27 protein-coding genes and 1 tRNA gene are annotated in these 22,115 nt (G+C 36.0%); 6 read left to right on the forward strand and 22 right to left on the reverse strand.

Features of this window, described 5'->3' with window-relative positions:
* Nucleotides 1–106: 106 nt before the first annotated feature.
* The 3 genes from ACOVQ4_RS13945 to ACOVQ4_RS13955 form a co-directional block, all read right to left on the reverse strand.
* Nucleotides 107–1,501, reverse strand: a complete 1,395-nt coding sequence (locus ACOVQ4_RS13945) for a bifunctional UDP-3-O-[3-hydroxymyristoyl] N-acetylglucosamine deacetylase/3-hydroxyacyl-ACP dehydratase (RefSeq protein ID WP_421821239.1) — start codon at nt 1,499–1,501, stop codon at nt 107–109.
* A gap of 56 nt (nt 1,502–1,557) precedes the next feature.
* Nucleotides 1,558–2,583, reverse strand: coding sequence for a UDP-3-O-(3-hydroxymyristoyl)glucosamine N-acyltransferase (gene lpxD, locus ACOVQ4_RS13950; protein ID WP_421821240.1), 1,026 nt, complete (start codon nt 2,581–2,583; stop codon nt 1,558–1,560).
* 92 nt (nt 2,584–2,675) lie between these two features.
* Nucleotides 2,676–3,914 carry an HD domain-containing protein gene (locus ACOVQ4_RS13955; RefSeq protein ID WP_421821241.1) on the reverse strand — a complete coding sequence of 413 codons (1,239 nt, stop codon included), beginning with the start codon at nt 3,912–3,914 and terminating at the stop codon, nt 2,676–2,678.
* A gap of 193 nt (nt 3,915–4,107) precedes the next feature.
* Here ACOVQ4_RS13955 and ACOVQ4_RS13960 point away from each other — a divergent pair.
* Both ACOVQ4_RS13960 and ACOVQ4_RS13965 read left to right on the forward strand, forming a co-directional pair.
* Nucleotides 4,108–4,181 (forward strand) — tRNA-Ile (locus tag ACOVQ4_RS13960).
* A gap of 222 nt (nt 4,182–4,403) precedes the next feature.
* Nucleotides 4,404–5,513 (forward strand): site-specific integrase, encoded by a 1,110-nt coding sequence (locus ACOVQ4_RS13965; protein WP_421821242.1) that lies wholly within the window; start codon nt 4,404–4,406, stop codon nt 5,511–5,513.
* A 209-nt stretch (nt 5,514–5,722) separates the two neighbouring features.
* On the opposite strand, the gene ACOVQ4_RS13970 is transcribed toward ACOVQ4_RS13965, so the two are convergent.
* The 10 genes from ACOVQ4_RS13970 to ACOVQ4_RS14015 form a co-directional block, all read right to left on the reverse strand.
* Complete coding sequence (locus ACOVQ4_RS13970) at nt 5,723–6,130, reverse strand: hypothetical protein (protein ID WP_421821243.1); 408 nt, start codon at nt 6,128–6,130, stop codon at nt 5,723–5,725.
* 8 nt (nt 6,131–6,138) lie between these two features.
* Nucleotides 6,139–9,441 carry a glycosyl hydrolase family 28-related protein gene (locus ACOVQ4_RS13975; RefSeq protein ID WP_421821244.1) on the reverse strand — a complete coding sequence of 1,101 codons (3,303 nt, stop codon included), beginning with the start codon at nt 9,439–9,441 and terminating at the stop codon, nt 6,139–6,141.
* Nucleotides 9,438–9,971, reverse strand: a complete 534-nt coding sequence (locus tag ACOVQ4_RS13980) for a hypothetical protein (protein WP_421821245.1) — start codon at nt 9,969–9,971, stop codon at nt 9,438–9,440. The genes ACOVQ4_RS13975 and ACOVQ4_RS13980 overlap by 4 nt, the downstream gene beginning before the upstream one ends.
* Nucleotides 9,968–10,924 carry a hypothetical protein gene (locus ACOVQ4_RS13985; protein WP_421821246.1) on the reverse strand — a complete coding sequence of 319 codons (957 nt, stop codon included), beginning with the start codon at nt 10,922–10,924 and terminating at the stop codon, nt 9,968–9,970. The genes ACOVQ4_RS13980 and ACOVQ4_RS13985 overlap by 4 nt, the downstream gene beginning before the upstream one ends.
* Nucleotides 10,924–11,655, reverse strand: coding sequence for a hypothetical protein (locus ACOVQ4_RS13990; protein WP_421821247.1), 732 nt, complete (start codon nt 11,653–11,655; stop codon nt 10,924–10,926). Before ACOVQ4_RS13990 ends, ACOVQ4_RS13985 begins: the two co-directional genes overlap by 1 nt.
* A 112-nt stretch (nt 11,656–11,767) precedes the next feature.
* Nucleotides 11,768–12,184 carry a hypothetical protein gene (locus tag ACOVQ4_RS13995; protein ID WP_421821248.1) on the reverse strand — a complete coding sequence of 139 codons (417 nt, stop codon included), beginning with the start codon at nt 12,182–12,184 and terminating at the stop codon, nt 11,768–11,770.
* A complete protein-coding gene (locus ACOVQ4_RS14000) occupies nt 12,168–12,788 on the reverse strand; it encodes a glycoside hydrolase family 108 protein (protein ID WP_421821249.1) in 621 nt (206 codons plus the stop codon). The genes ACOVQ4_RS13995 and ACOVQ4_RS14000 overlap by 17 nt, the downstream gene beginning before the upstream one ends.
* A gap of 12 nt (nt 12,789–12,800) precedes the next feature.
* On the reverse strand, nt 12,801–13,274 hold the full coding sequence (locus ACOVQ4_RS14005) for a hypothetical protein (RefSeq protein WP_421821250.1): 474 nt from the start codon (nt 13,272–13,274) through the stop codon (nt 12,801–12,803).
* Nucleotides 13,271–14,065, reverse strand: a complete 795-nt coding sequence (locus ACOVQ4_RS14010) for a hypothetical protein (RefSeq protein ID WP_421821251.1) — start codon at nt 14,063–14,065, stop codon at nt 13,271–13,273. Before ACOVQ4_RS14010 ends, ACOVQ4_RS14005 begins: the two co-directional genes overlap by 4 nt.
* A gap of 11 nt (nt 14,066–14,076) precedes the next feature.
* Nucleotides 14,077–14,448 carry a hypothetical protein gene (locus ACOVQ4_RS14015; protein WP_421821252.1) on the reverse strand — a complete coding sequence of 124 codons (372 nt, stop codon included), beginning with the start codon at nt 14,446–14,448 and terminating at the stop codon, nt 14,077–14,079.
* 563 nt (nt 14,449–15,011) lie between these two features.
* Between ACOVQ4_RS14015 and ACOVQ4_RS14020 the strand changes: the two genes are divergently transcribed.
* A complete protein-coding gene (locus tag ACOVQ4_RS14020) occupies nt 15,012–15,083 on the forward strand; it encodes a hypothetical protein (RefSeq protein WP_421821266.1) in 72 nt (23 codons plus the stop codon).
* 14 nt (nt 15,084–15,097) lie between these two features.
* Here the strand turns inward: ACOVQ4_RS14020 and ACOVQ4_RS14025 are convergent, their stop codons facing one another.
* The 4 genes from ACOVQ4_RS14025 to ACOVQ4_RS14040 form a co-directional block, all read right to left on the reverse strand.
* The gene (locus tag ACOVQ4_RS14025) at nt 15,098–15,277 is read right to left on the reverse strand and encodes a hypothetical protein (protein WP_421821253.1); all 180 of its coding nucleotides are present in this window, start codon (nt 15,275–15,277) and stop codon (nt 15,098–15,100) included.
* Nucleotides 15,278–15,369: 92 nt separating this feature from the next.
* The gene (locus ACOVQ4_RS14030) at nt 15,370–16,272 is read right to left on the reverse strand and encodes a hypothetical protein (protein WP_421821254.1); all 903 of its coding nucleotides are present in this window, start codon (nt 16,270–16,272) and stop codon (nt 15,370–15,372) included.
* Between the two features lie 48 nt (nt 16,273–16,320).
* Nucleotides 16,321–16,893, reverse strand: coding sequence for a hypothetical protein (locus ACOVQ4_RS14035; protein WP_421821255.1), 573 nt, complete (start codon nt 16,891–16,893; stop codon nt 16,321–16,323).
* A 2-nt stretch (nt 16,894–16,895) separates the two neighbouring features.
* Nucleotides 16,896–17,381, reverse strand: coding sequence for an LEA type 2 family protein (locus tag ACOVQ4_RS14040; RefSeq protein ID WP_421821256.1), 486 nt, complete (start codon nt 17,379–17,381; stop codon nt 16,896–16,898).
* Between the two features lie 184 nt (nt 17,382–17,565).
* Between ACOVQ4_RS14040 and ACOVQ4_RS14045 the strand changes: the two genes are divergently transcribed.
* From ACOVQ4_RS14045 to ACOVQ4_RS14055, 3 genes are all read left to right on the forward strand, one after another.
* Nucleotides 17,566–17,799, forward strand: coding sequence for a hypothetical protein (locus ACOVQ4_RS14045; RefSeq protein ID WP_421821257.1), 234 nt, complete (start codon nt 17,566–17,568; stop codon nt 17,797–17,799).
* 237 nt (nt 17,800–18,036) lie between these two features.
* Nucleotides 18,037–18,600 (forward strand): PKD domain-containing protein, encoded by a 564-nt coding sequence (locus ACOVQ4_RS14050; protein WP_421821258.1) that lies wholly within the window; start codon nt 18,037–18,039, stop codon nt 18,598–18,600.
* Nucleotides 18,601–18,736: 136 nt separating this feature from the next.
* The gene (locus ACOVQ4_RS14055) at nt 18,737–18,883 is read left to right on the forward strand and encodes a hypothetical protein (protein ID WP_421821259.1); all 147 of its coding nucleotides are present in this window, start codon (nt 18,737–18,739) and stop codon (nt 18,881–18,883) included.
* 34 nt (nt 18,884–18,917) lie between these two features.
* Here ACOVQ4_RS14055 and ACOVQ4_RS14060 read toward each other — a convergent pair whose 3' ends face one another.
* The 5 genes from ACOVQ4_RS14060 to ACOVQ4_RS14080 all read right to left on the reverse strand — a co-directional run bounded on the left by ACOVQ4_RS14060 (nt 18,918) and on the right by ACOVQ4_RS14080 (nt 21,865).
* Nucleotides 18,918–19,262, reverse strand: coding sequence for a hypothetical protein (locus ACOVQ4_RS14060; RefSeq protein ID WP_421821260.1), 345 nt, complete (start codon nt 19,260–19,262; stop codon nt 18,918–18,920).
* A gap of 84 nt (nt 19,263–19,346) precedes the next feature.
* Nucleotides 19,347–19,691 (reverse strand): DUF3127 domain-containing protein, encoded by a 345-nt coding sequence (locus ACOVQ4_RS14065; protein WP_421821261.1) that lies wholly within the window; start codon nt 19,689–19,691, stop codon nt 19,347–19,349.
* Between the two features lie 16 nt (nt 19,692–19,707).
* Nucleotides 19,708–21,192, reverse strand: a complete 1,485-nt coding sequence (locus tag ACOVQ4_RS14070; RefSeq protein ID WP_421821262.1) for a protein rep — start codon at nt 21,190–21,192, stop codon at nt 19,708–19,710.
* Between the two features lie 90 nt (nt 21,193–21,282).
* Nucleotides 21,283–21,537 carry a hypothetical protein gene (locus ACOVQ4_RS14075; RefSeq protein ID WP_421821263.1) on the reverse strand — a complete coding sequence of 85 codons (255 nt, stop codon included), beginning with the start codon at nt 21,535–21,537 and terminating at the stop codon, nt 21,283–21,285.
* 145 nt (nt 21,538–21,682) lie between these two features.
* Nucleotides 21,683–21,865 carry a hypothetical protein gene (locus ACOVQ4_RS14080; RefSeq protein WP_421821264.1) on the reverse strand — a complete coding sequence of 61 codons (183 nt, stop codon included), beginning with the start codon at nt 21,863–21,865 and terminating at the stop codon, nt 21,683–21,685.
* Nucleotides 21,866–22,115 lie beyond the last annotated feature (250 nt).

Here is a 22,115-nt window from a genome sequence, read left to right on the forward strand (position 1 = left end):
TTTTATAATTAGCCAGAAAAAGTACATCATCATATACTTTGGGCTAAAAACTCAAATCTAGGATTTGTAAAGATAAATTCTCAATTGCTAATTGCGTTGATAAATACTAGCTCTTTCTAACCAAGCTGGCTGTCATATCTGCTTCGCAAACGACTTGCCCAGCAACATAAGCAGTACCGTGCATTTTGGCGATACCTCTACGAATAGGAGAAGATAGCGTACATTTAAAGATTACGGTATCACCTGGCGTTACATTTTTGCGGAAACGGCAATTTTCGATGGCTACGAGATAAGGCCAGTAGTTTTCAGGGTCTGGGACCGAGCTAAGTACGAGGATACCTCCTGTTTGTGCCATTGCTTCTACTTGCATCACCCCAGGCATTACGGGGTTATTTGGAAAATGACCCATGAAGTAGTTTTCATTCATGGTCACCTGCTTGATTCCTACTACGCTTTCGTCGTCCAAGTACATGATTTTATCAACCATTTGGAATGGATAACGGTGTGGAAGTAGTTGATATATACGCTCGTGAGTAAAAATTGGCGTTTGCTTCGGGTCGTATTTTGGTACTTGATTTTTGTCAGCCTCCAACATCAATTTCTTGATTTTTTTGGCCAAGGCAACATTTGCTGCATGACCCGGACGGGCTGCCAAAATTTGAGCTTTGATAGGACGCCCAACCAAGGCCAAATCTCCAACCATATCCAAAAGCTTATGACGAGCCATTTCGTTTTTGTAATGTAGACTAACATTATTCAAAACACCGATTTCTTTAGATACGCTTACTTTGGGTTTGCCCAAAACCATCGCTAGGTGTTCTAATTCTTCCTCCGAATAATCACGATCGGCAATTACAACAGCATTTGATAAATCTCCACCTTTGATAAGACCAGCTTTGTACAAGGCTTCTAACTCATGGACAAAGCAGAATGTACGACATCTTGCAAAATCTTCATTAAATTGGCTTATGTGGGTCAAGTTGGCATGTTGGCTACTCAAGAATTTAGAGTTGTAATCCACCATCACAGTCAAACGATAGTCAGAGTGTGGAAGTGCTGCCAATTCAACACCTCTTTCTAGGTCTTTGTATCTTACCTCTTCGGTTAATTCAAAGAACTTACGATGAGCGTCTTGTTCTTCAAGGCCTGCGTCCAAGATAGCCTCCACAAATTTAATAGAGCTACCATCCATAATAGGAGGTTCGGGGCCATCTAGTTGAATCAATACGTTATCTACCTGACAACCTACCATTGCTGCCAATACATGTTCAACAGTATTGATACGTGCGCCATTGTGTTCGATTGTTGTACCTCTAGAAATATCAACAACATGGTCTACATCTGCATCAGCAATTGGTTGACCAGGCAAATCGATTCTTTGGAACTTATAGCCATGATTGGGTGGAGCTGGTAAAAAAGTCATTGTAGATACAACGCCAGTGTGCAAGCCAACACCTGACAGCGTAACAGACTTTTTGATAGTGTGTTGTTTATTGTTCATTTCTCTAAATGGTTGAGCCTAATGCTCATTTGGGAGTTTAGGATAAACTCAAAATGTTATTTCAATTTGTTTTCTACCTCTCTTAAGCGTAAATCTATACTTGGAAGCTTACGATACAATACTTGAGAACGAAGATTTTCTGAATTTTCTATTGCTGGCGAACCACTCAAAACTAGTCCTTCCTTTTTAAGAGTTTTGGAGATACCACTTTGAGCTGTAATAATGGTTTTATTGGCAATTTGAAGATGTCCTGCTATGCCTACCTGACCTCCAATCATACAATTTTCACCCACCTTACTAGAGCCTGATATACCTGTTTGTGCTGCTATGACTGTATTTTTACCAACTTCCACATTATGTGCTACTTGTACCAAATTATCAATTTTAGCACCTTGTTTTACTACAGTACTGCCCATTGTGGCTCTATCGATGCAGGTATTGGCTCCGATACTCACGTAATCTTCGAGCACCACATTTCCTAACTGAGGAATAGTTTGGTAGGTACCATCGCTTTGAGGAGCAAAACCAAATCCATCCGCTCCGATTACAGCGTTGGCATGCACAGTGCAATGTGAACCAATCACACAACCCTCATAGATTTTGACACCAGCATACAGGGTTGTATTATCACCAATTTTCACGTTATCACCTACATAAGCATGAGGATAAATCTTTACATTGTCGCCAAGCCTTACATTATTGCCAATATAGGCAAACGCACCAATATAATGATTGTTACCTAGCGTTGAGTTTTCGGATATAAAACAAGGTTGTTCTACTCCTTTTTTACTACCAGCTACCAGCTTTTGGTATTCTTGAAGAAGCGTTGTAAAGGCCGAGTAGGCACTATCAACTAAGATTAGGGTAGTGGAATAGTCTTTTTTAGGCTCAAAAGCTCTATCTACTATTACAGCTGTAGCCTTAGTAGTGTATAGATACTGTTCGTATTTGAGGTTCGCTAAAAATGAGATTGTTCCTTCTGTGCCTTCTTCTATCTTTGCTAATTGGCTTATTTTGAGGGATTTATCTCCCTTTATTTCGCCATTTAGCATAAAAGCAATTTGTTCAACGGTAAATTCCATGTAATCGATTATGAGTGGTAAGTCGTTTACCAATGCTTTGGGTTTTTAAATTAAAATTAAGGAAACCTAATTATTGCATTAATGGTTTTGGACTATTTAGTTTGCAAATATACATTCTTTGCCCAACATATATAATATTTTTTGACGATGTTACTCAAGGCTTTAATGGTGGGCAAGTCTGATGCCTCGGCAATATCCTTTACTTCTTTGTCTTTTGTTAAAATATTAATACTTTGTTTTTCAGAAAGGTATGCTGCATTTGTAATATGCCCTTGTACCATCAAATAGGGGAGGTCTTCTTGATTCACATTTTCTTGGCTTAATAAATCGATTTGAATTTTTTCAAGAAATGATTCAGAAATTGGCTCGTCTCGTAGAATGATTTTGAATAATTTTCTATTTAAAAGCATTTGGCTGATATTCGAGAGAAGTTTGTCGGGATGCGTGGCCCAAACTTTTATACAGCCCCATACATCTGTATCATCCATTTGAGTAAAAGCCTCGATATACTTCGGATTTGATTTAAAATCATACAGCGAGATAGACTCCTTCAAGAAAATACCAAATGCAGGAGTCACAAAAACTTCTTCACCCGACTTAATTAGCTCTTTTGCTCTTCTAATGATTTGGATGAGCATAGTTTCGGCACAAATGCAAGTTTTGTGAAGATAAACCTGCCAATACATTAATCGTCTTGCGGTCAGAAAATTTTCGATAGAGTAAATCCCTTTTTGTTCAACTACCAATTCATTATCTACTACATCGAGCATCTTCAGTATTCTGTCGGCTCCGATAAATCCTTCCCGAACGCCCGTAAAAAAACTATCTCTATTCAAATAGTCCATTCGGTCTACATCCAATTGACTAGAGATTAGCTGATGGAAGAATCTTCTAGGATAAGTATCTTGAAAAATTTCAACCGCCAGATTTAAGTCACCAGCAAATTGGCGATTTAGCTCATGCATCAGTAGTAATGAAATTTCCTCGTGTGGCACCTGATTGAGGATGGTATGTTCGAGCACATGAGAAAAGGGGCCGTGCCCAATATCGTGCAATAAAATTGCGATTTGTGCGGCCTCAAACTCCTCATCCGATATTTCGTGTCCTTTATAGCGAATGGCATTGAGTGCCTCCTGCATCAAGTGCATAGCACCCAAAGCATGATGAAAACGGGTGTGAAGTGCACCTGGATATACATAGTCGGCGGTACCTAATTGTTTGATACGTCTAAGCCGTTGATAAAAAGGGTGCTCGATTAGGTCAAAAATAAGTGGTGAAGTTATATTAATAAAACCATAAACGGGATCATTTACAATTTTGCGTTTGTTCATATAATTTTAAGCTTGAAGAGAATTAATTAAAAAAAATCTCAGAATCTTAGCCATTGAAAATGACTGAATTATCACTTTTATGTTACAAAAGTAGGAGATAAATTGGTTAATTCTTGAAATAAGGTCTTGCAATATTATGAGTATTTCACTAATTTTGCATCATTACAAAAAAGCAGAACATGCAACTTTGTAGGGACTTGTAGCTCAGCTGGTTAGAGCACCTGACTCATAATCAGGGGGTCCATGGTTCGAGCCCATGCTGGTCCACGTTACAAAAATCTAATTTTCAAGGATTTACAAAGATTAATCGAAAACCGTCAGCAATGGCGGTTTTTTTTATTTCTCTCGTCTCTGTACTTTTTATTTCCCTTCCTAACTCCCTAACTGTCAAACGTTTATTTCGATGTACTAAACAGTGTACTAATTTCGCCATAAATTATTATTTTTCTAGTTCACTAAATAACGTTTCTACAATGCAAAAAAAGAATTATGTACTCAATTAACTTTTGGTTGAGACACCAAAACCACACAATTAACGGCACGCCTATCTATTGCCGAATTAAAATCAACTCAAAAGCTTCTGACTTTTTTACTGGTCTAAGTGTTTTACCTAACCACTTTGACAAACAGAAACAAAGATTTATTACAAAAAAAAACCGCAACTACGTCGTAGATAATGAACACCTTGAAAATATCTACGAAGATGTGAAACTACTAATTGTGAGAAATCCTGAATTGTCAGCCGCCGAAATCAAAAACCTTTATTGCAAAAGAGACAATCCCCCAACCCTTCACGAAATTTTTTCTTTGTATCTCAAAGAAGTTGTACTCCCAAAAAATCTTGCAGATGGTACAGTAAAAAAATGGAAAAGTACTTACAACCACATCAAAGAATGCTTCAATTCAAAAACCGAACTAAAAGAATCATGCTCTATTGATTTGTACAATTTTGTAATTACAAATCGAAAATCTAAAAACAACCATGCTGTTAGAACCGTAAAGTATTTTGAATCTGCTATGGTTTGGGCAAAAAAGAAAAATCTAATCACTGGTACAATTGATACCTCAAATCTGAAAAGAGACTCCAAACAGGATTTTAACTTTCTGGAAGAACACCAGACTAGGAAACTTTGTGAATATGATTTGGATGGGACAATGGATGAAATAAGAGACCTATTTATTTTTATCTGTTTTACGGGTTTTGACTATTGCGATTTTAAAGACTTTGACCCCAACACGGATGTTGACTTTAAGCAGAAAAGAATTTATTGGAATAGAGGCAAAAACGAAAATGCTAGAATCCTACCTCTTTTCCCAGAGGCAAAAAGAATACTAGAAAAGTATGACATGAATTTACCACAGGTTACAAATGCCTTATTCAATAAGACCTTAAAAGTGTTTGGTAGTTGGTTAGGTTTGAGATTTCCACTAACAACAAAGATTGGAAGAAAGACGGCGGGAATGTGGTTACTAAACGAAGGTGTCCCGCTGGAAGTCGTGCAGGTTATTTTGGGGCATAAGGATATTAGAACTACGCAAAGATACTATGCTAGGATTTTGCCCAAATCAGTTTTTAGGGCAACGGCACACTTGGTTTGATTAGGTTTTTTTACGTTGGCGTGTCGGGTGCAAGGGTCGTGCCAAAATTGATTTGTTAACAAAATTGCGTCCTTGGTTTGTGGATATCGCGCTGAGCAGTGAGCTGCAGTGAAAATTTTGTTAACAATTTCAAACGCCTGGCATTTGGCTGCCTTCTTTTTTGTTAACAAAAACCCCCTGTACAAAAATCTGTACAGGGGGTTTTTAGATTAGCTTGGAAATACTGTCAAATCGTTGAAATTCCCATCTTGGTCATTTCTCTGAATCATAAAACCTATTAGTTGTAACATCATGTCACCAACCGAAACGCCATACTGTTCTTTCCCAAAATTATACAGAAATTCAAATTCAGGAATTGACCCCTCAGGATACACACCATTTTCATCTGGTTCTACTCGATTTCCTTGCACATCAACATACTTTTCATTTGAGGTAAACATGTTAATATGTCTTGAATTGATATAGTTCTCCGAAACTTCACCATTTTCATAGTGCTTTAGAGTAGCGTGACAACTAATTTCTTTCTTAGAAAAATCAATAAAAGGCCCTATTAAATGAATTTTTCTATCGTAACCTTGAGCTTTTGGATTCTTTGAGATCTCAAATATTGTATTCATGGTTTGATTTATTTAGTAGTTCGAAATGAAAAATATAATGTTCCTGCTGTGGGTGCTGTTTGGTACTTTAGATACAAATTTGTTGCATCGGCATAACAACAATAAATACCCATAGCAGAGGTAGATTGTGGATTACCTGTAATTACACTTGGAGTGTACCCTAATCCGTGAGGAACACTAAAAATAGTATTTACTCCATCGGCGTTAAAAGTTGTAACAAATGCCTTTTCTAAAACACAATAATACATTTGAAGACTTTCTAATAAACCATTTGTTGGTGTATAAACCTTATTTTTAATGGTTGTTGGATTAGTAGAAAGAGTTGTAAAGTCTAAATCAGCAACACAAGGAATACCCTTGAAAATCTTTAATGTATCTAAATATGCAACTCCTGCCATATCACTACTAAAATTCCCTCCAAAATCACCTACCGTCTGTTTTGCAAATTGTAATGTTGGGGCTTTTGCTGTAATTAATCTACCGTTTTTTTCAAGGTAGATAACATACTTTTTGTACTGTGTTCCAATTGGTTGACAATAAGTAATATCTCCATGAAAAATTACGGCTAGGTCTGCCATGTCAGATTTAGCGTAAAATGTTAGCCTTGCAGATTCATTGATACTAAGATTGAGTGGTAACTTATTATTTTGTCCATAATCAATTTTGATACAATCATCATTTAGCACTCCACCTGTTGCTTGAGTAACTGCAATAGCATTGTTTTGACTTGAAAAGATATTCGTACCTGATATAGAATCTAATAATTTTGTATTCTGGCTTACGTTTTTTTCTAATAGCTTCCCACAAAACAGAGTATAAATTTCTTTTTCTGTCAGGCAATCATTAAAACATCTAAACCTTTCTATACTCCATTTTGAAGCATTTGTAGTCCCTAAATAGCTATACACTCCTGCCGATACAGGAGTAGGCAAAGCTATCTCTTGTGTTCTCTGAACCAATTCTCCATCAATATAAATACTGTAAAATCCAGCAATATCTTTACACACCAATACATCGTAAGTCCTTTTATTCACAATTGTGTTAACACTTGAGACAACAACTACTGTTGTATTCACGGTAACAATAATACTGTTACTAGAACCAAATCTTTTTATGTTGATTCGTCCATTACTACCACCTCCATCTTGTTTAAACAATACTGTATCTCCATCGTTATCGTCAAAATAAAGACCTTCAAAGAATACTGTCCATTCGTCTTGAGTGATGAGAGGACTACTTGATTTTACTTCACAAGAAACACCTTTCGGAAATACAAATCCTTTTGGACTTCTACTTTCACTAATAGGCTTCTTTCTATAGATAAACGCATTTTCAAGTACAACATTGGCATACTGATTTTGACAATCACTTGTACCTTCAAAGTTATCTTGAATATCAATTTCTAGTGAATCTCCTATCTTATTGACCCCTACAGTGTTTTTACCAGAATATTTATCAAAGACAATTGATTTTGAAGTTTTATCTAATGCAGAGACTTCAAATCTTCTATTGATAATATTAGCATCAATAAGGTTTTTGGTTGCGCCTTTTGTAACATTAACAAGTGTACACCCATCTACAAAATTGCTTTTAGATATTTTGTTAGCTGTAATTGAATTGTTATAAGCACCCACAATCAAAATCCCAGTAGACTCTACATCCTCAATTTTATTAACAGAAAAAACATTGTCAGCACTTTGTTTTCCCAACATCGCAACAACCGCACTTGGTACACTGACCTTTAGCCCTACAGGAGTAATATTTCCAAAATTTATAAAAATGTTATTGGCAAAATCGTATGGCGTTTTAGCTAGTTTAAAATGAGTGGAATCAATGAATTTGATGTAATATGGCTCACTATGTGGTAATTTATTGATATTTTCAATTGATAATGAATTTGACAGATAATCAACAATTACAGGTGTTTCATCTAATTCTTTGTCTAAATTCCCCCGAATCACAAGATTTGATACCGTAAAATCATCGGTAACAATATTTGCTACTGATTCAAAAATCAATTTTAAAGGCCCCGTTTTTTTATAACCTGCTGGATTAAAAAAGAAATTTAGGTTTATATCAAAAGGGATACCCTTATAAATAGTATAAGTTGCATACGTCTGAGTCTCGTTACCACATGTTAATCTTACTACTCTGGAATCACTTGTACTTGTTGCATCCAATAGCAAAGTTCCTCTTAGATTATATTCAGAAAAAAGGGATAATACCCCTCTAGTTGTTACAACACGAGAACTATTTTTATTGACTCCCTTCAGGGTAAATCCTGTTTGATTGTCAACTAAAAAACCATTTGCACTACCTGAAATAAAATATTTAGGGTCATTTGTTAGCAAATTAATTTGATTAACAAATTCTATAAGTTCTCCATTAATATTTGATACTTCGAAGTTTCGAGCAGTTGAAAAGGCAGGAGAAAAATAGATTTTATTTTGTGTAATTATCCCATAAGCACTACGGTCAATCACTAAAGCAGCCAATGAAGACGTTCCAGAAATCTCATTACCATCTACATTATAATCAGCATTTGACGTGAATAGAAAGTTTCTTATTTCGCATTTAGAAATATAAAAATTGTTACAGTCAAAAACCTTTAGAGAATAACTAATTGCTTCGTGAAACTTACATCTGTAAAGCGCAAACCCCCATGATTCAGATATAGTAGCTACATGTTTAACTCGTCCATCTCCTTGAAATTGAATGTTACTCAGTAAACTTCTAGGTTGTGATTTTGCAAGATTCGTTTTTTCTCCTAACTGAACCTGAAAAGTATTATCAGGTATAAAAGAAACCATATTTTCTAGGAACTCTTCACTAATACAAGAGATGATAGTTCCAGATTCTGAAGTACTTGCAGAGTTCGGATACATATCTGAGCCAATCAAATTCACCCCTGAGCGAATTTGAATGTATTCAACATTATACTTAACAGGTCTGAACTTGACAGCGCCTTTACCATATTTGCTATAAACGAAATTAATAGCTCTATTAATAGCCAGAGTATCATCAGTTTCACCATCTCCCTTAGCTCCGAAAATTTCGGGGCGTATCTCGAAATCCTGTCTAACTAGGCTTTGTCCACTTTCAGTAACTATGCAAGTATATCCATCGTCTTCTTGTGGCACAACACTAGGGTATAGATAGGTTGCGAGTTCAGGAACAAAAATTGCCTCATTCTGCTCGATGTTTGAAGAAAATGAACGTAGTTCTTCTACAGTCATTAACTTGAAAATTTGATTAACAGGAATACCAGCCTTTTGTTTTCCGTTCTCTATTGTCAATAATCTGTTACTCATAGCTCTGTTTTTTGTCCAAAATCAATAATCAAACTCCCTAACTCATTTGTATAACCTACACTTCTAAGCATTCCCGATGTTGGCGCAACCTTGGTAATTGTACCATTTTGAAAAGCATAATATTTAGTATTCAATTCAAGCCCACTTAATCCACTAAATACACCCGAAATCTGAATCTTAACTTGTGCGCCTTGATAACCGTATTGTTTTGAAAATCCAATAGGCAAATCATTTAGGTCTGGATTCATTGGGTCATAAACTGTACAATGCCCGTTGTTTATGCAAACAAGTTGACCATAGTTTACGCTAGAATCTGCATATAGTGAAACCTCTAATTGGCTCTCTAAGTCGATAATTCGTTTGTTTGCCTGTTCTGCTATTTTTAGCAAGTCTTCATTCACCACGTTGTAAATAATGATTGTTTCTGGCTGGTTGCTAGTAGTTGATTTGGTTGCGATTTTCTTTTTGAAGTAATCATAAACCAAATACCCTACTAAGATTATTGTAAGGAAAAATGTTAGTCTTTTCATTGTCTTTGTCTCCTTCTTTTAATCAGTACGAAAATTAAAAATAGAACCACCGCCAAGGCTATCCAGTAAACCGTTTTGTTTGTAGGTGCTGAGTAATAACTTGATACTGGTGTATTGGCTATCTGGTCGATTATCTTTTGTAGTTCCTTTTCGTCTATTTGAGGTATGTAAATATTGCTGTAGTCTGCACTTTTATCACTTTGGATTTTTGCTTTTAGTGCCTCCATTGCATCCTCTATGTATTGCCTTTTTTGCGTTATGTACTCTTCCAGCTTTTTCTTTCCTTCTTCTGCATAGCTTTGTTCTATCATTGATAGACCTACAATTGCAAAACTTAGAATTGGCATAATAGTAGAAAAAACAGCCGTGAAACTAGCCGTAACCGCCGTACCTGCTGCACTTGCAACCGCTGCACTTGCACCACCTGCCAAGGCTGTACTTACTGCTTGCTGAGCCAAAAGAGGTACAACTACGGAACTTACAGAACTTACAATACCTAACGTCTTTCTCATGTCATTGGCAAGACTTGAATTTCCACCGTAGGTTGCAACATATCTTTTATACTCTCTGTCTAAATCATAAGCCTCTCTTAAAAGCATTGCAAGGAATTTATCATTCCATTGCATATCATAGGCTTTTCTTTTAAAAGCGTAATTTGGATCAGTGATTTCGAGTGTAAAGATTTTGCCTGTAATGTCAATCAACTCTAGTGCCTCCCAGTCCAAATTTGTAAATGTTGAACCTCCTGAAAAGCCAAAAGCTGTTTTGGTGTAAACAGGAAAATTCTTTTCCCATAAATCATCAATATTAATCTTTTCGTTTGATAGAGGTACATTCGCTTTGTCCCCAATCTCTCCAAAATTAATTATGTCATTTCCTTCAGGGTCTCCAATGTCCATTGTCAAAGTATAAGGAACACCGTTGAATGTGTATGTATAAGTTCTTACTGCCATTAGATTACTTTGATTTCAATATTTCCACTTACCTCTGAATACTTCGGTCTAAAATACTCGTATGCTCCGATGACAAAAATTAGACTGGCAATGATAAACTGACTTGCACGGACGTATTTTGTACCAACCCAAAACAGCAATAAAACCGATATTGCAATACTCCAAATTTCGCCACTGGTTAACTTTGCCAGCGACAACGGGAATAAATAGCCATTGTACAAGGCAACTCCAATTCCATTTGTAAATCTTTCATCTGCTACAAAAATTGCTTGAGGCATCACTAGCGATTTTCCAGAAAAGGATACAGGATAAAAGCTTGAATCTTGATCCTGCAAACTGCTGGTTAGATAAAACCTTACTCGTTTACCATCGTAGCTACTTAAACCTAGTTGTGTTGGGTGCGTATGGAATAGGATAGGGAGATAACCAGACTTTTCAATTTCTGCCAATGTTGTACGATAATCGTCTGGATGTGGTGAATATTTACTAGGGTCATTTTGTACATTTCGAAAGAATGTAATATCCTCCGAAATAAGTACTTTTTGGCTTAGTGGTTTGACCCAAATAACCCCACCGATTTCCGAGTTTTTGGGATACCTTTTTTTTACTGCTTCCAAAACCCCGTTACTCAAAATTATCTTTACAGGCTTTTCCAAAGTGTAAATTGCTTTACCACTTTCATTTCTTTGTTGTAAGAAACCTTGATTTTGATAGCTCTGTATTAAATCCATATCCGTATTGACTTTTAAAAAAATAGGGGTCAAAAACCCCCATTTTCACACCTCAACTATTTTTTAACCTTTCCAAATAATTTCAATATAAACTCTAAAATATCGTACAGGATTAAGCCGATTTGTTGCCTCTCTTCGCTATTCGCTTTAAAGTATCGACTATTCTTTTTTTTTGAGTTTCCAGCACCGTATTTAATGAATCTACACTTTTTTCAAGTTGAACAGCTTTCTGGTATTTATCATAAAGCTCTAAATTCTTATCGCTCAACTTTTGAGACATTTCCCGATTTTCACGGATAGCAGAAATGTAATTTGAGTAGCAGGTATCACACTGTGCATTTTGTGCGGTATCCAATCGGATAATTTCTTGTGTTACGCCTGTCACTTGGTCTACCTGTTCCAATACCATTACTGCGCTGTTTTGTTGTGCTGGTAAAAGGTTTTTGGTGACGTCGGCTTTGAGATGGAATGCTGTTAGCCCTACAGTAGCAATAAGGCAAAAGAATAATAATCTAAAGAAGTTTTTCATTTGTGTACATTGTTTTGAGAGTGATTAACCTATTTTTCCAACCCTTTAAAAACTTTCGTTGAGACGGGTTATTTTTGACTATTTGAGTGTAAAATTTAATCCTAAAGTCATAAAGCTTTTTGAATAGCTTTTGGGGGTCTTGCTTGTTGATTGCTTTGATTGTTACCGGGCCAAAATGACCATCTTGTTTAACGTTTAGCAATTTTTGTATAAGTCTTATGTTTCGCCCACTAGCACCCGAATTGATAAAGAAATCTACTATCATTTCTGCCACTGCTTGATTATTGATTTGGTCAGCTAGTGCAACATCCCAATAGTTGATTTTGTAAATTGGCTTCACATCTTCCAGCGTCACACGGTTGAGGTCTTTTGCTGTAATTTTGCCGTCTCCATCTTTATCACAAACTACCACTGTAATTTTCTTACCATTGCACCAATAGGTATAAGTAAGAATTGTAATTCCGTATTTTGTGGCACCTCCTTTGTCGAGATGAATCCTTGTAAATGTTTCTCCTTCTACTCTGATTGTGTGAGGAAAAGAAATATTGAAATCTGCACAAAATGAACTGACTGAAATAAGTAGAAGTAAGCAAATTAGTCTCATGGTGTATTTAGTTTATACAACTAGCAACCATGCAGAATTGAACTCTGAGACACTAATTGTGTATGTGGATTCAAATTGACCCATTGCTACAACTAGCTTATGAATCATTGATTTATTAAACTCTAATTTTTGGTTTCTGGAATAACCTGTTTGATTGACTAGGTATGTAATGTACGGCTCTCTGTTTCCCATTGCCCACACGTAGATTAGTTCTTGTATGGTATCTATTCCACGACCAATCTTTCCTTTGATGTCCTTAATGGCTGCTCTAATTCCGTACACAAAACTTGAAAATATTGCGTGACCTTGTGAATCATAACCTACAGTTCCCAGCCAGTCGCTCGTACCGCCTTTTTTGATGTTTAGCGGGTTTTTGTTTTTGACTCCTAATGTTAGGGTTTTGTATGTTCCTGCTGTTACGGTGCTGGTAGGAAAAACCAGCAATAACACAAATACTATCACAAAAATTATAATTACGTTTTTCATCCTTTTTTGCAGAAATCAATTGCCACTAAACCATTTTGCCCAAAGCTAAAATTCTGTTTGCTCCAAGGAATATCTACAATTGCGCCTCTGTAATTAATTCCATTGATATAGAAGTTTTTGAAGCCTATAAAATCTCCCACATACCCACTACCTGAAACACCTAAGTATGTATCACTCATGTAAGCCATATAGAGTACTGTACCTGTGTTATCGGGGTCTCTTACGTTTAATTTAGTGGTTAGGTTAGGGTCTAAGTAAACAGCGTCGCCAGCCTTCCAATTAATCACTTTTTTAGTTGGTATACTCGTATTATCTGTACCGTTCTGGTTTTCTAGTACCTGTGGGTTATTCTTTGCAATGATGGCGTTTTGCTGTACAATCTGGTTGAACTTCTGATACTCTGTTCCGCTTAGAACCTTTTCCAAATCTGCAAATAGGTCAGCACTGTACAGATTTTTGTAGAATGAACTAACTGTGCTAATATCAAATATTCTAGTAGCAATTTGCATTATCGCATCTTCATCGGCATTGCCTAGATGGTATCCCCAGAGGTCAACCGCTTGCGCATATACTGCGTTGTGTAACTCAACGGCCAGCCCGCCCGACACGTCGGCCAAAGCTTTCTTTTTGTTGGTTTCAGTCTGAATAAGTTTGAACAACTTGTACAGGCCAAACGCTAAAATCGCATAGCGTATATATCGTTTCGTATCCTCACCGATATTGATTGAGTTCCAAAGGTCTTTTACAGCCCCTAGGATTAACAATATTGCTACTAAATATACTTGTGGCATAATCGAATATTTTAAAGGCTAAAAAGCCCTTGTAAAGACATTAAATCACCAAATCCAACCTTTTCACCTTTTCCCATCTTTTCGATTATGGGAGCTAAAAATGACAGGTCTTTTCCTGTTTTCTCTCCAATGTGGTTAATTACAGATTTGAAGTTGTAACTACCATCTTCAAAGAACACATCGTCACGGCTGGCATATTCGCCGATAAATTCCGTCAGTTCCTTATTACTAAAAGTCACTAGAACGTTTGGACTTTTGGCGAACAAATTACCTAGGTTATTGATTACTTCGATTGCTGTTTCGTCGTAAAATTCGCCTTGAATAGTTGCCGCTTCCTGTAATTTTTGTGCAAACTCTTGTACTGCTAATTGAAACTTTTCCATGGTATTAGTTAAATTTTAGTTGAGTGTTTGTAATTGAATTTTACTGGTACTTTTTACTAGCTTGATTTTTTGAATAGGTTTACGATACCTTGACCATTTTTAGCCATGTCAGCACCTTCTTTAATCAAATTGCCAAGTGTGTTTTTTGCCTTTGAATCGTTCGAAGTATCGCCATCGTGTAACTCTTCTACTACGTCGAGCAACTCGTTAAAACGCTTTTCTAAATCCTTTACTTTCTCTTTTAAAGAATCTATGTCCTTTTGAAGAAATTCAATAAGCATAGTCTTTCTAGCGTTTTCTACCTCTAAGGCTATTCTTTCTTTAATTTCTGCCTCTGTAGCCATTTTCTTTGCTGGTTGTATGTTTTGACTTGAAACAGTAAAATCAATCTGTTTATACGCTGAATTTGGGGCTTTAAACTTTCTTGCTCGTATCTTGTACTCACCAGATGGTAGTTCGTCCAAAACTTCTTCAAGCTTTGCCAGACTTTCGTCTAAATCATTCTTTTCATCGTACCCGAATAAAGCGTCCTTTCCTTTCAAAATATCCCAGTCTGGACGGCTATTGATTTTAAACCATTTTACAACTTCGGTGACTGGTATCTTTTCCATTTTGATTTGAAGTTTAGCCCCTGACTACGGGGCTATGACTATTTCTTTTTTGAGGTTGCCTTGAAATCTTTTGATTGAATTTTCTTCTTTTCTGCTTCTGCTTTCAAGATACAATCATTCATTTTTTTGACTTCATTACACTTGCCTTCCCATTTCTTCCATGCTTCAAGGCTTGCAGATTGTTTAGGGCGTTTTGGTAATTTTTTGAGCTTTGCCATAGTGATGTAAAATTTTGTTTGTGGTAAGGGCTTGTCCTAGTCAAGCCCTTAAAACCTTGAATCAATGACTATTTATTTTGAGAGATACTTACCTAGCTACGGAGTCTTTTCAATGACTTGCCTTTACGCTTCATTTGCTCACCGCCACCAAACCATTGTTGCATTCCTAGTGCAGGCAATACAACGTAATTGATTAGCAACAAGGCAACCAAAACAATACCCGCGAATAGCAGAGGGTTTTCTTGAATCCAAGTCAATGGATTAGAAAAGAATGATGTTGCCGTGATCGTAACGGTTACGCCTGTACCCGCTGGTGAATAGTTGGTGCCATCGAAGAAAAACGGATAGTAAGTACCCGCACCTACTGAACCTGCATCAGCTACTTTGTTTGAAGCCGTTGGAATCATGCTGGTGTGCCATTCGAGCGATGCACCCGATGGTGCCGAATTGGTCACAATACCCGACAAACTTGCTGTGGTTTGACCTGCTACGTTTTCAACTGCTGACTTGCTTACAGATGGAACTATGGTAATTCCTGTACCTGTTCCCGTGCCTGTTGTTGTTGCTGCTGTGTACGGATAAGTAGTAGGGTTGATTGAGCCTAATTCCTCCGTTGAATGAGTTTCTGGCAAGTTACGGGGTACGTTGCTGAAATAGTTTTCTACGCCTCTGTACGCCTCCCAGTCCATCGCACGCCCGTCAGGTGCTTCAACAAGCGTGTTGATGTCGAGCGTTTTATCCAAGTAGATGTCAATTACCACCATACCACCAAGGATTTTTACACCTGCGTATTTTTTCAACGTTGGCTTGTCTACTGGTTCGGTAACGGTTACGGTACTTGCGATTAAGATTGATTTTTGAATGTAACGCACGTTACGTGACGCTGATTCTGTTGAAAACATACCCAACCACTTTGCGCCTGCGTTGTCTTCGTTAAGATATACGATGAGTCCATTACTGGCATACCCAACGTTTTTTACGAACTTAAAAGCCATAATTTTTTATTATTTTGAGAGTGAATGTTACTTATAAAAATTGTGTTTTTACTTCCTTGCTGGTTGTGGGATGTAAACTTGTTGTGGTTTGCTGGATGAATTGAACGCAAAAATCAAAACCACAATCCCGATTATAATTAGCCAAACAATAGGACTTGAAAAATCAATACCAAAATAAGTAGAGTTGCTTGGTGGGGTGTTGGTGCTTGCTGTTGACTTATTTGCAACTGCTTGTTTTGATAATGCTACATTTTGGTCATAAGCATCTACATCAACCGTATCAGGTGAAATTCTTGAAGCAGTTTTAATAATTCCCGTGCTTACAAGTATATCCAATGCTGTTTTACCATACTTAAAAACCTCATCCATGATTTTAGCAAGCTTGGTATTACCTGTTGCTTTTGCACTGTCGTAAGTAGCTTTGATTTGATACTTTTGGTCTGTGGTTAGACTATTGTCATAATCTGCAAGTTTTTGAGCTTCTTCCAGAAAAGCATTGTTAAAATCAAATCCATTATCTAACAAAGAGTAATAGATTTGTTCACCGCTTAATCCTGTTTTTTGCTCTGTATCATACACCTTGCTAAAAAACAAATCGGTTGCGTCGGGTGTCCATGCCATATCTAAAATAGTTTTAAAATCCACTGTGGGATTTCTAGTGATGTTGTTTGATTGACTGGTGCGGTAAAACCATAAGCTCCTACAGTACCTTGAAAGGATAGTTTCAATTTGTTTTTTGAAATCAAATCACTGATTGTATATCCTACAGCTTGCAAAATATCGGTTATGCTACAGGTCACTTTGGCAACTATTACACTGGTTCCGTTAGCAGCAATTGTTTGAGATTGTGGCAAGCTTGCTTTACCTACAAAATATCCAGCCGAATAAACGTCAAGGTTTACCGTAGAAATGTCTAAATCTACCGTGCTGGCATTGTTTACCATAAGCCTTTGTGTAAAGACTATAAAGCCGTTTTCCTTTCTAAACTCGCTAGGTAAATCAACATTGATTTGAAGCCTTTGCACCGCCAAAATTCGTCTATAAAAGAAATATGCAATCCATAGTAAAATGCCACCACCAACGAAAAAGAATACTGTTTTTTTATTCATTGCTGTAATGGTTTTGTTCCTGCTATTTTGATGTTTCAAACTTACTACTATTAAAAATAAGCTAATCCAAACTTGTACATAGTTTGACATATTTTGACTATAATTGGACGTATTTTGTACATAAAATGACTAAAAACAGCCATATTTTTAGTAAATTTATATATCTAAAAATGAGGGTATTGTTATGAAAAATAGTAGGATAAAACGCCAAAAAGTATTTTTTTCGAAGACTGATATAATGAGTTCTATTGGAGGCTTAGGTAAAGAGCTTGAATTTTTGATTTCTCAGGAAGTCAAACAGAAAGTTGGATTTAGGAAAGGACGCCAAAAATTTAGAGATGTAGATGTTTTTCTAATTTACAAAGATATGTATCCATTAAAATCTGATTCAGAAATCAAACAAATGATACAATACTAACACTAAAACAGCTTAATTGAGCTGTTTTTTTTGTTTAAAATATGTCTAAAACGATTCTTAAAAATTTCTCAAATACTTCTGAATATTTTCTAATTGTTTAATATTTCTTCATTCAATGATTATTTTTTATCTAAAATCATCCTAAATATTACTTAATTTACCGCTCAATAAAATTTATTTTGTTCTTATTACTATTTAATTAACCTTTGATTTTCTTTTAAAAAACCTAAAATTCAAATGAAAAAGTACACTACTCTATTATTACTATTCGCTGTAATTATATTTGGATGCGAAAAAGACGAACCCGTAATTGCTGATTTTAGCTATGTTCCTGATTGGTATTTAAAAGGAGCTTACAATTTTACAAACAACTCAATTAATGCAACTTCTGTTGAATGGGATGATGGTATGGGTAATAGAATCTATAATCAAAACCCAACTATTGTTTTTCCTAAAAATGGCACTTATTATGTTACATTAAACGCCAAAGGCAAATCAGGTCAAAATAGTAAAACGCAAAGCATTACAGTTACTAATTTACCTACAACTGGTAACTATTTAATTTTTACAAGATTACCAAGTGATGGATATATTACTGTTTATATCAATGGTATAAATGCTGGTGATATTTCTAAATATCAAATTAGTAGTAATACTCCTGATTGTGGAACTGCTGGATTTGTGAACCTTACAAGAGAACAAGGCACTTACACTTTAACTGCTAGAAGCCAAACTGGAAAAACTTGGAATACATCAATTACTTTTGAAGCTGGTACTTGTAAAAGGTTACAATTGAATTAATATTTTTTGTTAACAAAATAACAGGCAGCCAAACGCCAGGCTTTTTAATTTGTTAACAAAATTATTCCTTGGTTTGCCTGATCGTGTAGATATCCGAGCTGTCGACACAAAATATTGTTAACAAAACTTAAATATCATGAAAAGGAAAAACAGTAAATCTATTATCAATATTTTTTTGAAAAAGCATAAAGGTTATTCCAAATACACAAATGTAAACTACTACAATCAATCTTTTTTTAAGGATTGGCATTATCCAGAAAATGATATTTGGGATACCTACTAACAAAAAAGGGTACGCTATTTTAAAGCGTACCCTTTTACATTTCATTTACATACTGAAACACTTCTTTAATTTTATTGAGCGTATCAGTGTGATTTGATAAATCTCTCTGTATTTGTCTAATTTTTGATTCTCTATTACTTAATTGCTCTTTGAGATTTTCGTTTTGATATTTTAGTATCTCATACTGTCTAATAATCTCAAATATCGCATTCTGTCCCGTCTTGATTCCAAAGTCATTCATGACCTTGTTTATCGTATTTACGAGGTCTTGATTATATTCAAGACCCCGTAGCATGATAGTCGTAAATTCTTTTCTATCGTCCATCGAGTTTGTCCGTTGCGTTTTTCCAGACTGTTGGAATGTCCTTTGTGAAAACATTCCACACTGCTACAATGAGAAACAATGGCGTAAAAAATATAACAACCGTACTTGCCATTAAATAGCCTAAATATTTATCCATGTTTAAAATATTTCTTCTGGTTCTGGTTGCGTCTGATTTGGCAAGCTTAGTGAAGTCAAAGCAGTACGGAAAATATTCAATACATTTAGATTTGTGATTGTTCTGTTTTCTCCATCCTTTGTATAATTTCTTGCCTCAATCACATACTCTAATTTGATTTCATCGCCCGTCCTTAACTGGTCACCAAAAGCACAACGGTCACCGATTAATTGAAATACTGGACAGTTGGGATACTGTGGGTTTTCGGTAATGTCTACGGTAATGGTTCTTACTTTTGTGTTCTTTTCACCGATTAATTGAACTGGAGTTGCCGATACGAATTTTGCGTTAAGTGTTTGCTTTTGCATGATATTGGATTTGGGGTTAAAATGGAACTTCGTTAAATGATGAATCTATTGGTAAATCTTTAAAATTGTAAACCTCTGGAAACTGTTCTATTTCCTCTAATTGCTGTTTTGCCTTTTTGGCTATAGTGTTTTTGTTGGTTGCCTTTTTGAGTCCTTCCTGCCATTTATAATCTACCATCATACGGAACGATATTTCCGTGATTGATAATCCCATCAAATCGAGCCTAATTACTTGTTTTAGGGTCAATTCATCGGGTGCAATAAGAAGTACCTTTTTAGTGATGACATACGCTTGTAAAGCTCGTTTTGAGTCCTTTTCTCTATACTTCAAACTAAGAGGGTTCGAAATACAGATTTTGTATTCTGTACGGCTGGCAAGTTTTTCGGTAAATGGATTTACTACTCTTTCTTGTACGCCTTCTACTGTAGTATTTAGTTCTGGTTGTTCGGTCAACTCGTTTTCTTCTAATACTATATCGTCTTCCTCTTTTTCGATGTTATTAAAATTCAACTCCGTAACGTTGTAGAATTTTCCAAAACGGCTATACAATCTTTTTCCTTTTGTGTTATTCAAAATATCCTCAATGAGTTCTATATCATAACCTCCGTCGATTTTCTCCAAACAGTCAGGTTTAAAATGATATTTGATACATTCCATTACACCAGACAAATAATGGTCGATACTTGAACTTTTTGGGCTTATGTAATTTTTCTCAGTTTTGCCAGCATCATTCTTTTCGATGGTGTAAAGAGTTTCGTAGTGGATACCTGAATAATCGGTATAGTTATCGACCTGATTGCGCCAAAGTGTTTCAATTACCTCTCTGGTTTGGTCTACTGTGTATTCTGGATATTGTAGCAAAAAACTATGTATGTGAATATGTAGTCCGTTCGATTTTGATTTCTTTACTTCTACACCATATTCACCAGCATATACATATTGAGAAAATAAAGGGTTCTTTCTCATGTCACGGAACGCCTCAATTAATTCTTTCACGTAGAATCTTTTCGAACGAAAAAGACCGCCTTGGTGTGGAACTGTCAAAACCATGTGGATAGGCTGGTAGTGATTAATCAATTTGTTACCCGACGTATCGCGTGCATCTTCCAAAAAGTCTTTGTAACGTTTTCTAATGATTTGGCTTTTTCTCCAATTCCACAAGGCGCAAAGTCTGTGCTTAGAATACCAGAATGCCAGCGGCTGCAAAACGTTTTGACCTTTGTTTTCGAATAGTGCGTAATAACCTTTAGTGTTTTGGATAGCATATCTAAACTTTACGATTTCTATCAACTTTGACTCTAAGGCGTCGCCATAAGCATCATAATCGAAAATTGTAGAACGCATTTTCTCAAAGGTTGCTTTATCGTCTGGAAGTTCTACGCCAAAGCCTAAAAGGTACTGGTCAATAGCTTGTTTGATTTTCTTATTCTCAAAACTTTTATTACGAACAGTGAAGCCAAATTTGCTTTGCTTTTTGATAATATCGGAGCTGGTATTCATATATGGTTTGTGGGTAAAAAATCTCAGTTTCTGAAAGATGTTTCTATATTTATCTAGGGAGGGTTCGGAAACCGAATTTCCCTGTTTTGGTTAGCTGAATAGAGTAGGGGATTCAATAGGTTTTATCAGTGGGATTAACTCTTTGTCATGCACTCCAAACTCAATGATATTTTTCATTCTCATCATGATTCTTTCTACGTGTGCTTGCTTTTTTAGTAGTTCTTGGTTTGGCTCAACACTCGTATTATTATGTTTTGCAATTGCACCACAAACAGCGTTATGAAGGGATTTCAAATACTCATAATCTTCTTTGAGTACCGATTTTGAATTTATGTCCTTTGCCATCGTTTTAATAGTTTAGTGAAAAGTGCCGCCTTATTTTTCCTTCTGAGTGTGCGACGTACAGAACTTCATTCCTTGCTCCCGCTTACGCACCCGTTACGTTACGTCGTTGCTCCTCAGCATTGCGACGATATCCTACGGGGTATCTTTATTGTACAATATCTATTTGTTGGTATGGTACAATTCTTTTATTTTTCTTGCTTAAATCATCCTCCAAAATCAACTTACCGCAAAATGGTAATAGCCTAACTGTTTCACCTTTTTGGTGTTCGTGGATATCATTTTTTAGCCTTGCTGTAATGACTTCCATTGTAATAATTTGAGCTGTCATTTGTCTATTGAGTTTATGATTTCTGCAATTTCTTCTACTACCTTATCTTCTTTATACATTTTGGGATAATGCTTTTTGATACATTTTTGGCAAGCCCAAACTCTATTAGTCTTACCAATCGCAACCGTACGGCTCACGTATGGTACTAGCTTATTACATTTATCACATTTTATCATTTTATTTCTGTATTAGTTGACAAGTATCATTTACATAAAAAATCCAATCAGTATTTCTGCAATCGGTATAATAA

Origin of the sequence: Flectobacillus sp. (assembly GCF_049240685.1) — a bacterium.
GTDB lineage: Bacteria > Bacteroidota > Bacteroidia > Cytophagales > Spirosomataceae > Flectobacillus.

Coding starts and splice junctions, on each gene's coding strand:
- ACOVQ4_RS13945 (WP_421821239.1), bottom strand. CDS start 1,501: ATGAACAATAAACAACACACTATCAAAAAGTCTGTTACGCTGTCAGGT.
- lpxD (WP_421821240.1), bottom strand. CDS start 2,583: ATGGAATTTACCGTTGAACAAATTGCTTTTATGCTAAATGGCGAAATA.
- ACOVQ4_RS13955 (WP_421821241.1), bottom strand. CDS start 3,914: ATGAACAAACGCAAAATTGTAAATGATCCCGTTTATGGTTTTATTAAT.
- ACOVQ4_RS13965 (WP_421821242.1), top strand. CDS start 4,404: ATGTACTCAATTAACTTTTGGTTGAGACACCAAAACCACACAATTAAC.
- ACOVQ4_RS13970 (WP_421821243.1), bottom strand. CDS start 6,130: ATGAATACAATATTTGAGATCTCAAAGAATCCAAAAGCTCAAGGTTAC.
- ACOVQ4_RS13975 (WP_421821244.1), bottom strand. CDS start 9,441: ATGAGTAACAGATTATTGACAATAGAGAACGGAAAACAAAAGGCTGGT.
- ACOVQ4_RS13980 (WP_421821245.1), bottom strand. CDS start 9,971: ATGAAAAGACTAACATTTTTCCTTACAATAATCTTAGTAGGGTATTTG.
- ACOVQ4_RS13985 (WP_421821246.1), bottom strand. CDS start 10,924: ATGGCAGTAAGAACTTATACATACACATTCAACGGTGTTCCTTATACT.
- ACOVQ4_RS13990 (WP_421821247.1), bottom strand. CDS start 11,655: ATGGATTTAATACAGAGCTATCAAAATCAAGGTTTCTTACAACAAAGA.
- ACOVQ4_RS13995 (WP_421821248.1), bottom strand. CDS start 12,184: ATGAAAAACTTCTTTAGATTATTATTCTTTTGCCTTATTGCTACTGTA.
- ACOVQ4_RS14000 (WP_421821249.1), bottom strand. CDS start 12,788: ATGAGACTAATTTGCTTACTTCTACTTATTTCAGTCAGTTCATTTTGT.
- ACOVQ4_RS14005 (WP_421821250.1), bottom strand. CDS start 13,274: ATGAAAAACGTAATTATAATTTTTGTGATAGTATTTGTGTTATTGCTG.
- ACOVQ4_RS14010 (WP_421821251.1), bottom strand. CDS start 14,065: ATGCCACAAGTATATTTAGTAGCAATATTGTTAATCCTAGGGGCTGTA.
- ACOVQ4_RS14015 (WP_421821252.1), bottom strand. CDS start 14,448: ATGGAAAAGTTTCAATTAGCAGTACAAGAGTTTGCACAAAAATTACAG.
- ACOVQ4_RS14025 (WP_421821253.1), bottom strand. CDS start 15,277: ATGGCAAAGCTCAAAAAATTACCAAAACGCCCTAAACAATCTGCAAGC.
- ACOVQ4_RS14030 (WP_421821254.1), bottom strand. CDS start 16,272: ATGGCTTTTAAGTTCGTAAAAAACGTTGGGTATGCCAGTAATGGACTC.
- ACOVQ4_RS14035 (WP_421821255.1), bottom strand. CDS start 16,893: ATGGCATGGACACCCGACGCAACCGATTTGTTTTTTAGCAAGGTGTAT.
- ACOVQ4_RS14040 (WP_421821256.1), bottom strand. CDS start 17,381: ATGAATAAAAAAACAGTATTCTTTTTCGTTGGTGGTGGCATTTTACTA.
- ACOVQ4_RS14045 (WP_421821257.1), top strand. CDS start 17,566: ATGAAAAATAGTAGGATAAAACGCCAAAAAGTATTTTTTTCGAAGACT.
- ACOVQ4_RS14050 (WP_421821258.1), top strand. CDS start 18,037: ATGAAAAAGTACACTACTCTATTATTACTATTCGCTGTAATTATATTT.
- ACOVQ4_RS14055 (WP_421821259.1), top strand. CDS start 18,737: ATGAAAAGGAAAAACAGTAAATCTATTATCAATATTTTTTTGAAAAAG.
- ACOVQ4_RS14060 (WP_421821260.1), bottom strand. CDS start 19,262: ATGTTTTCACAAAGGACATTCCAACAGTCTGGAAAAACGCAACGGACA.
- ACOVQ4_RS14065 (WP_421821261.1), bottom strand. CDS start 19,691: ATGCAAAAGCAAACACTTAACGCAAAATTCGTATCGGCAACTCCAGTT.
- ACOVQ4_RS14070 (WP_421821262.1), bottom strand. CDS start 21,192: ATGAATACCAGCTCCGATATTATCAAAAAGCAAAGCAAATTTGGCTTC.
- ACOVQ4_RS14075 (WP_421821263.1), bottom strand. CDS start 21,537: ATGGCAAAGGACATAAATTCAAAATCGGTACTCAAAGAAGATTATGAG.
- ACOVQ4_RS14080 (WP_421821264.1), bottom strand. CDS start 21,865: ATGACAGCTCAAATTATTACAATGGAAGTCATTACAGCAAGGCTAAAA.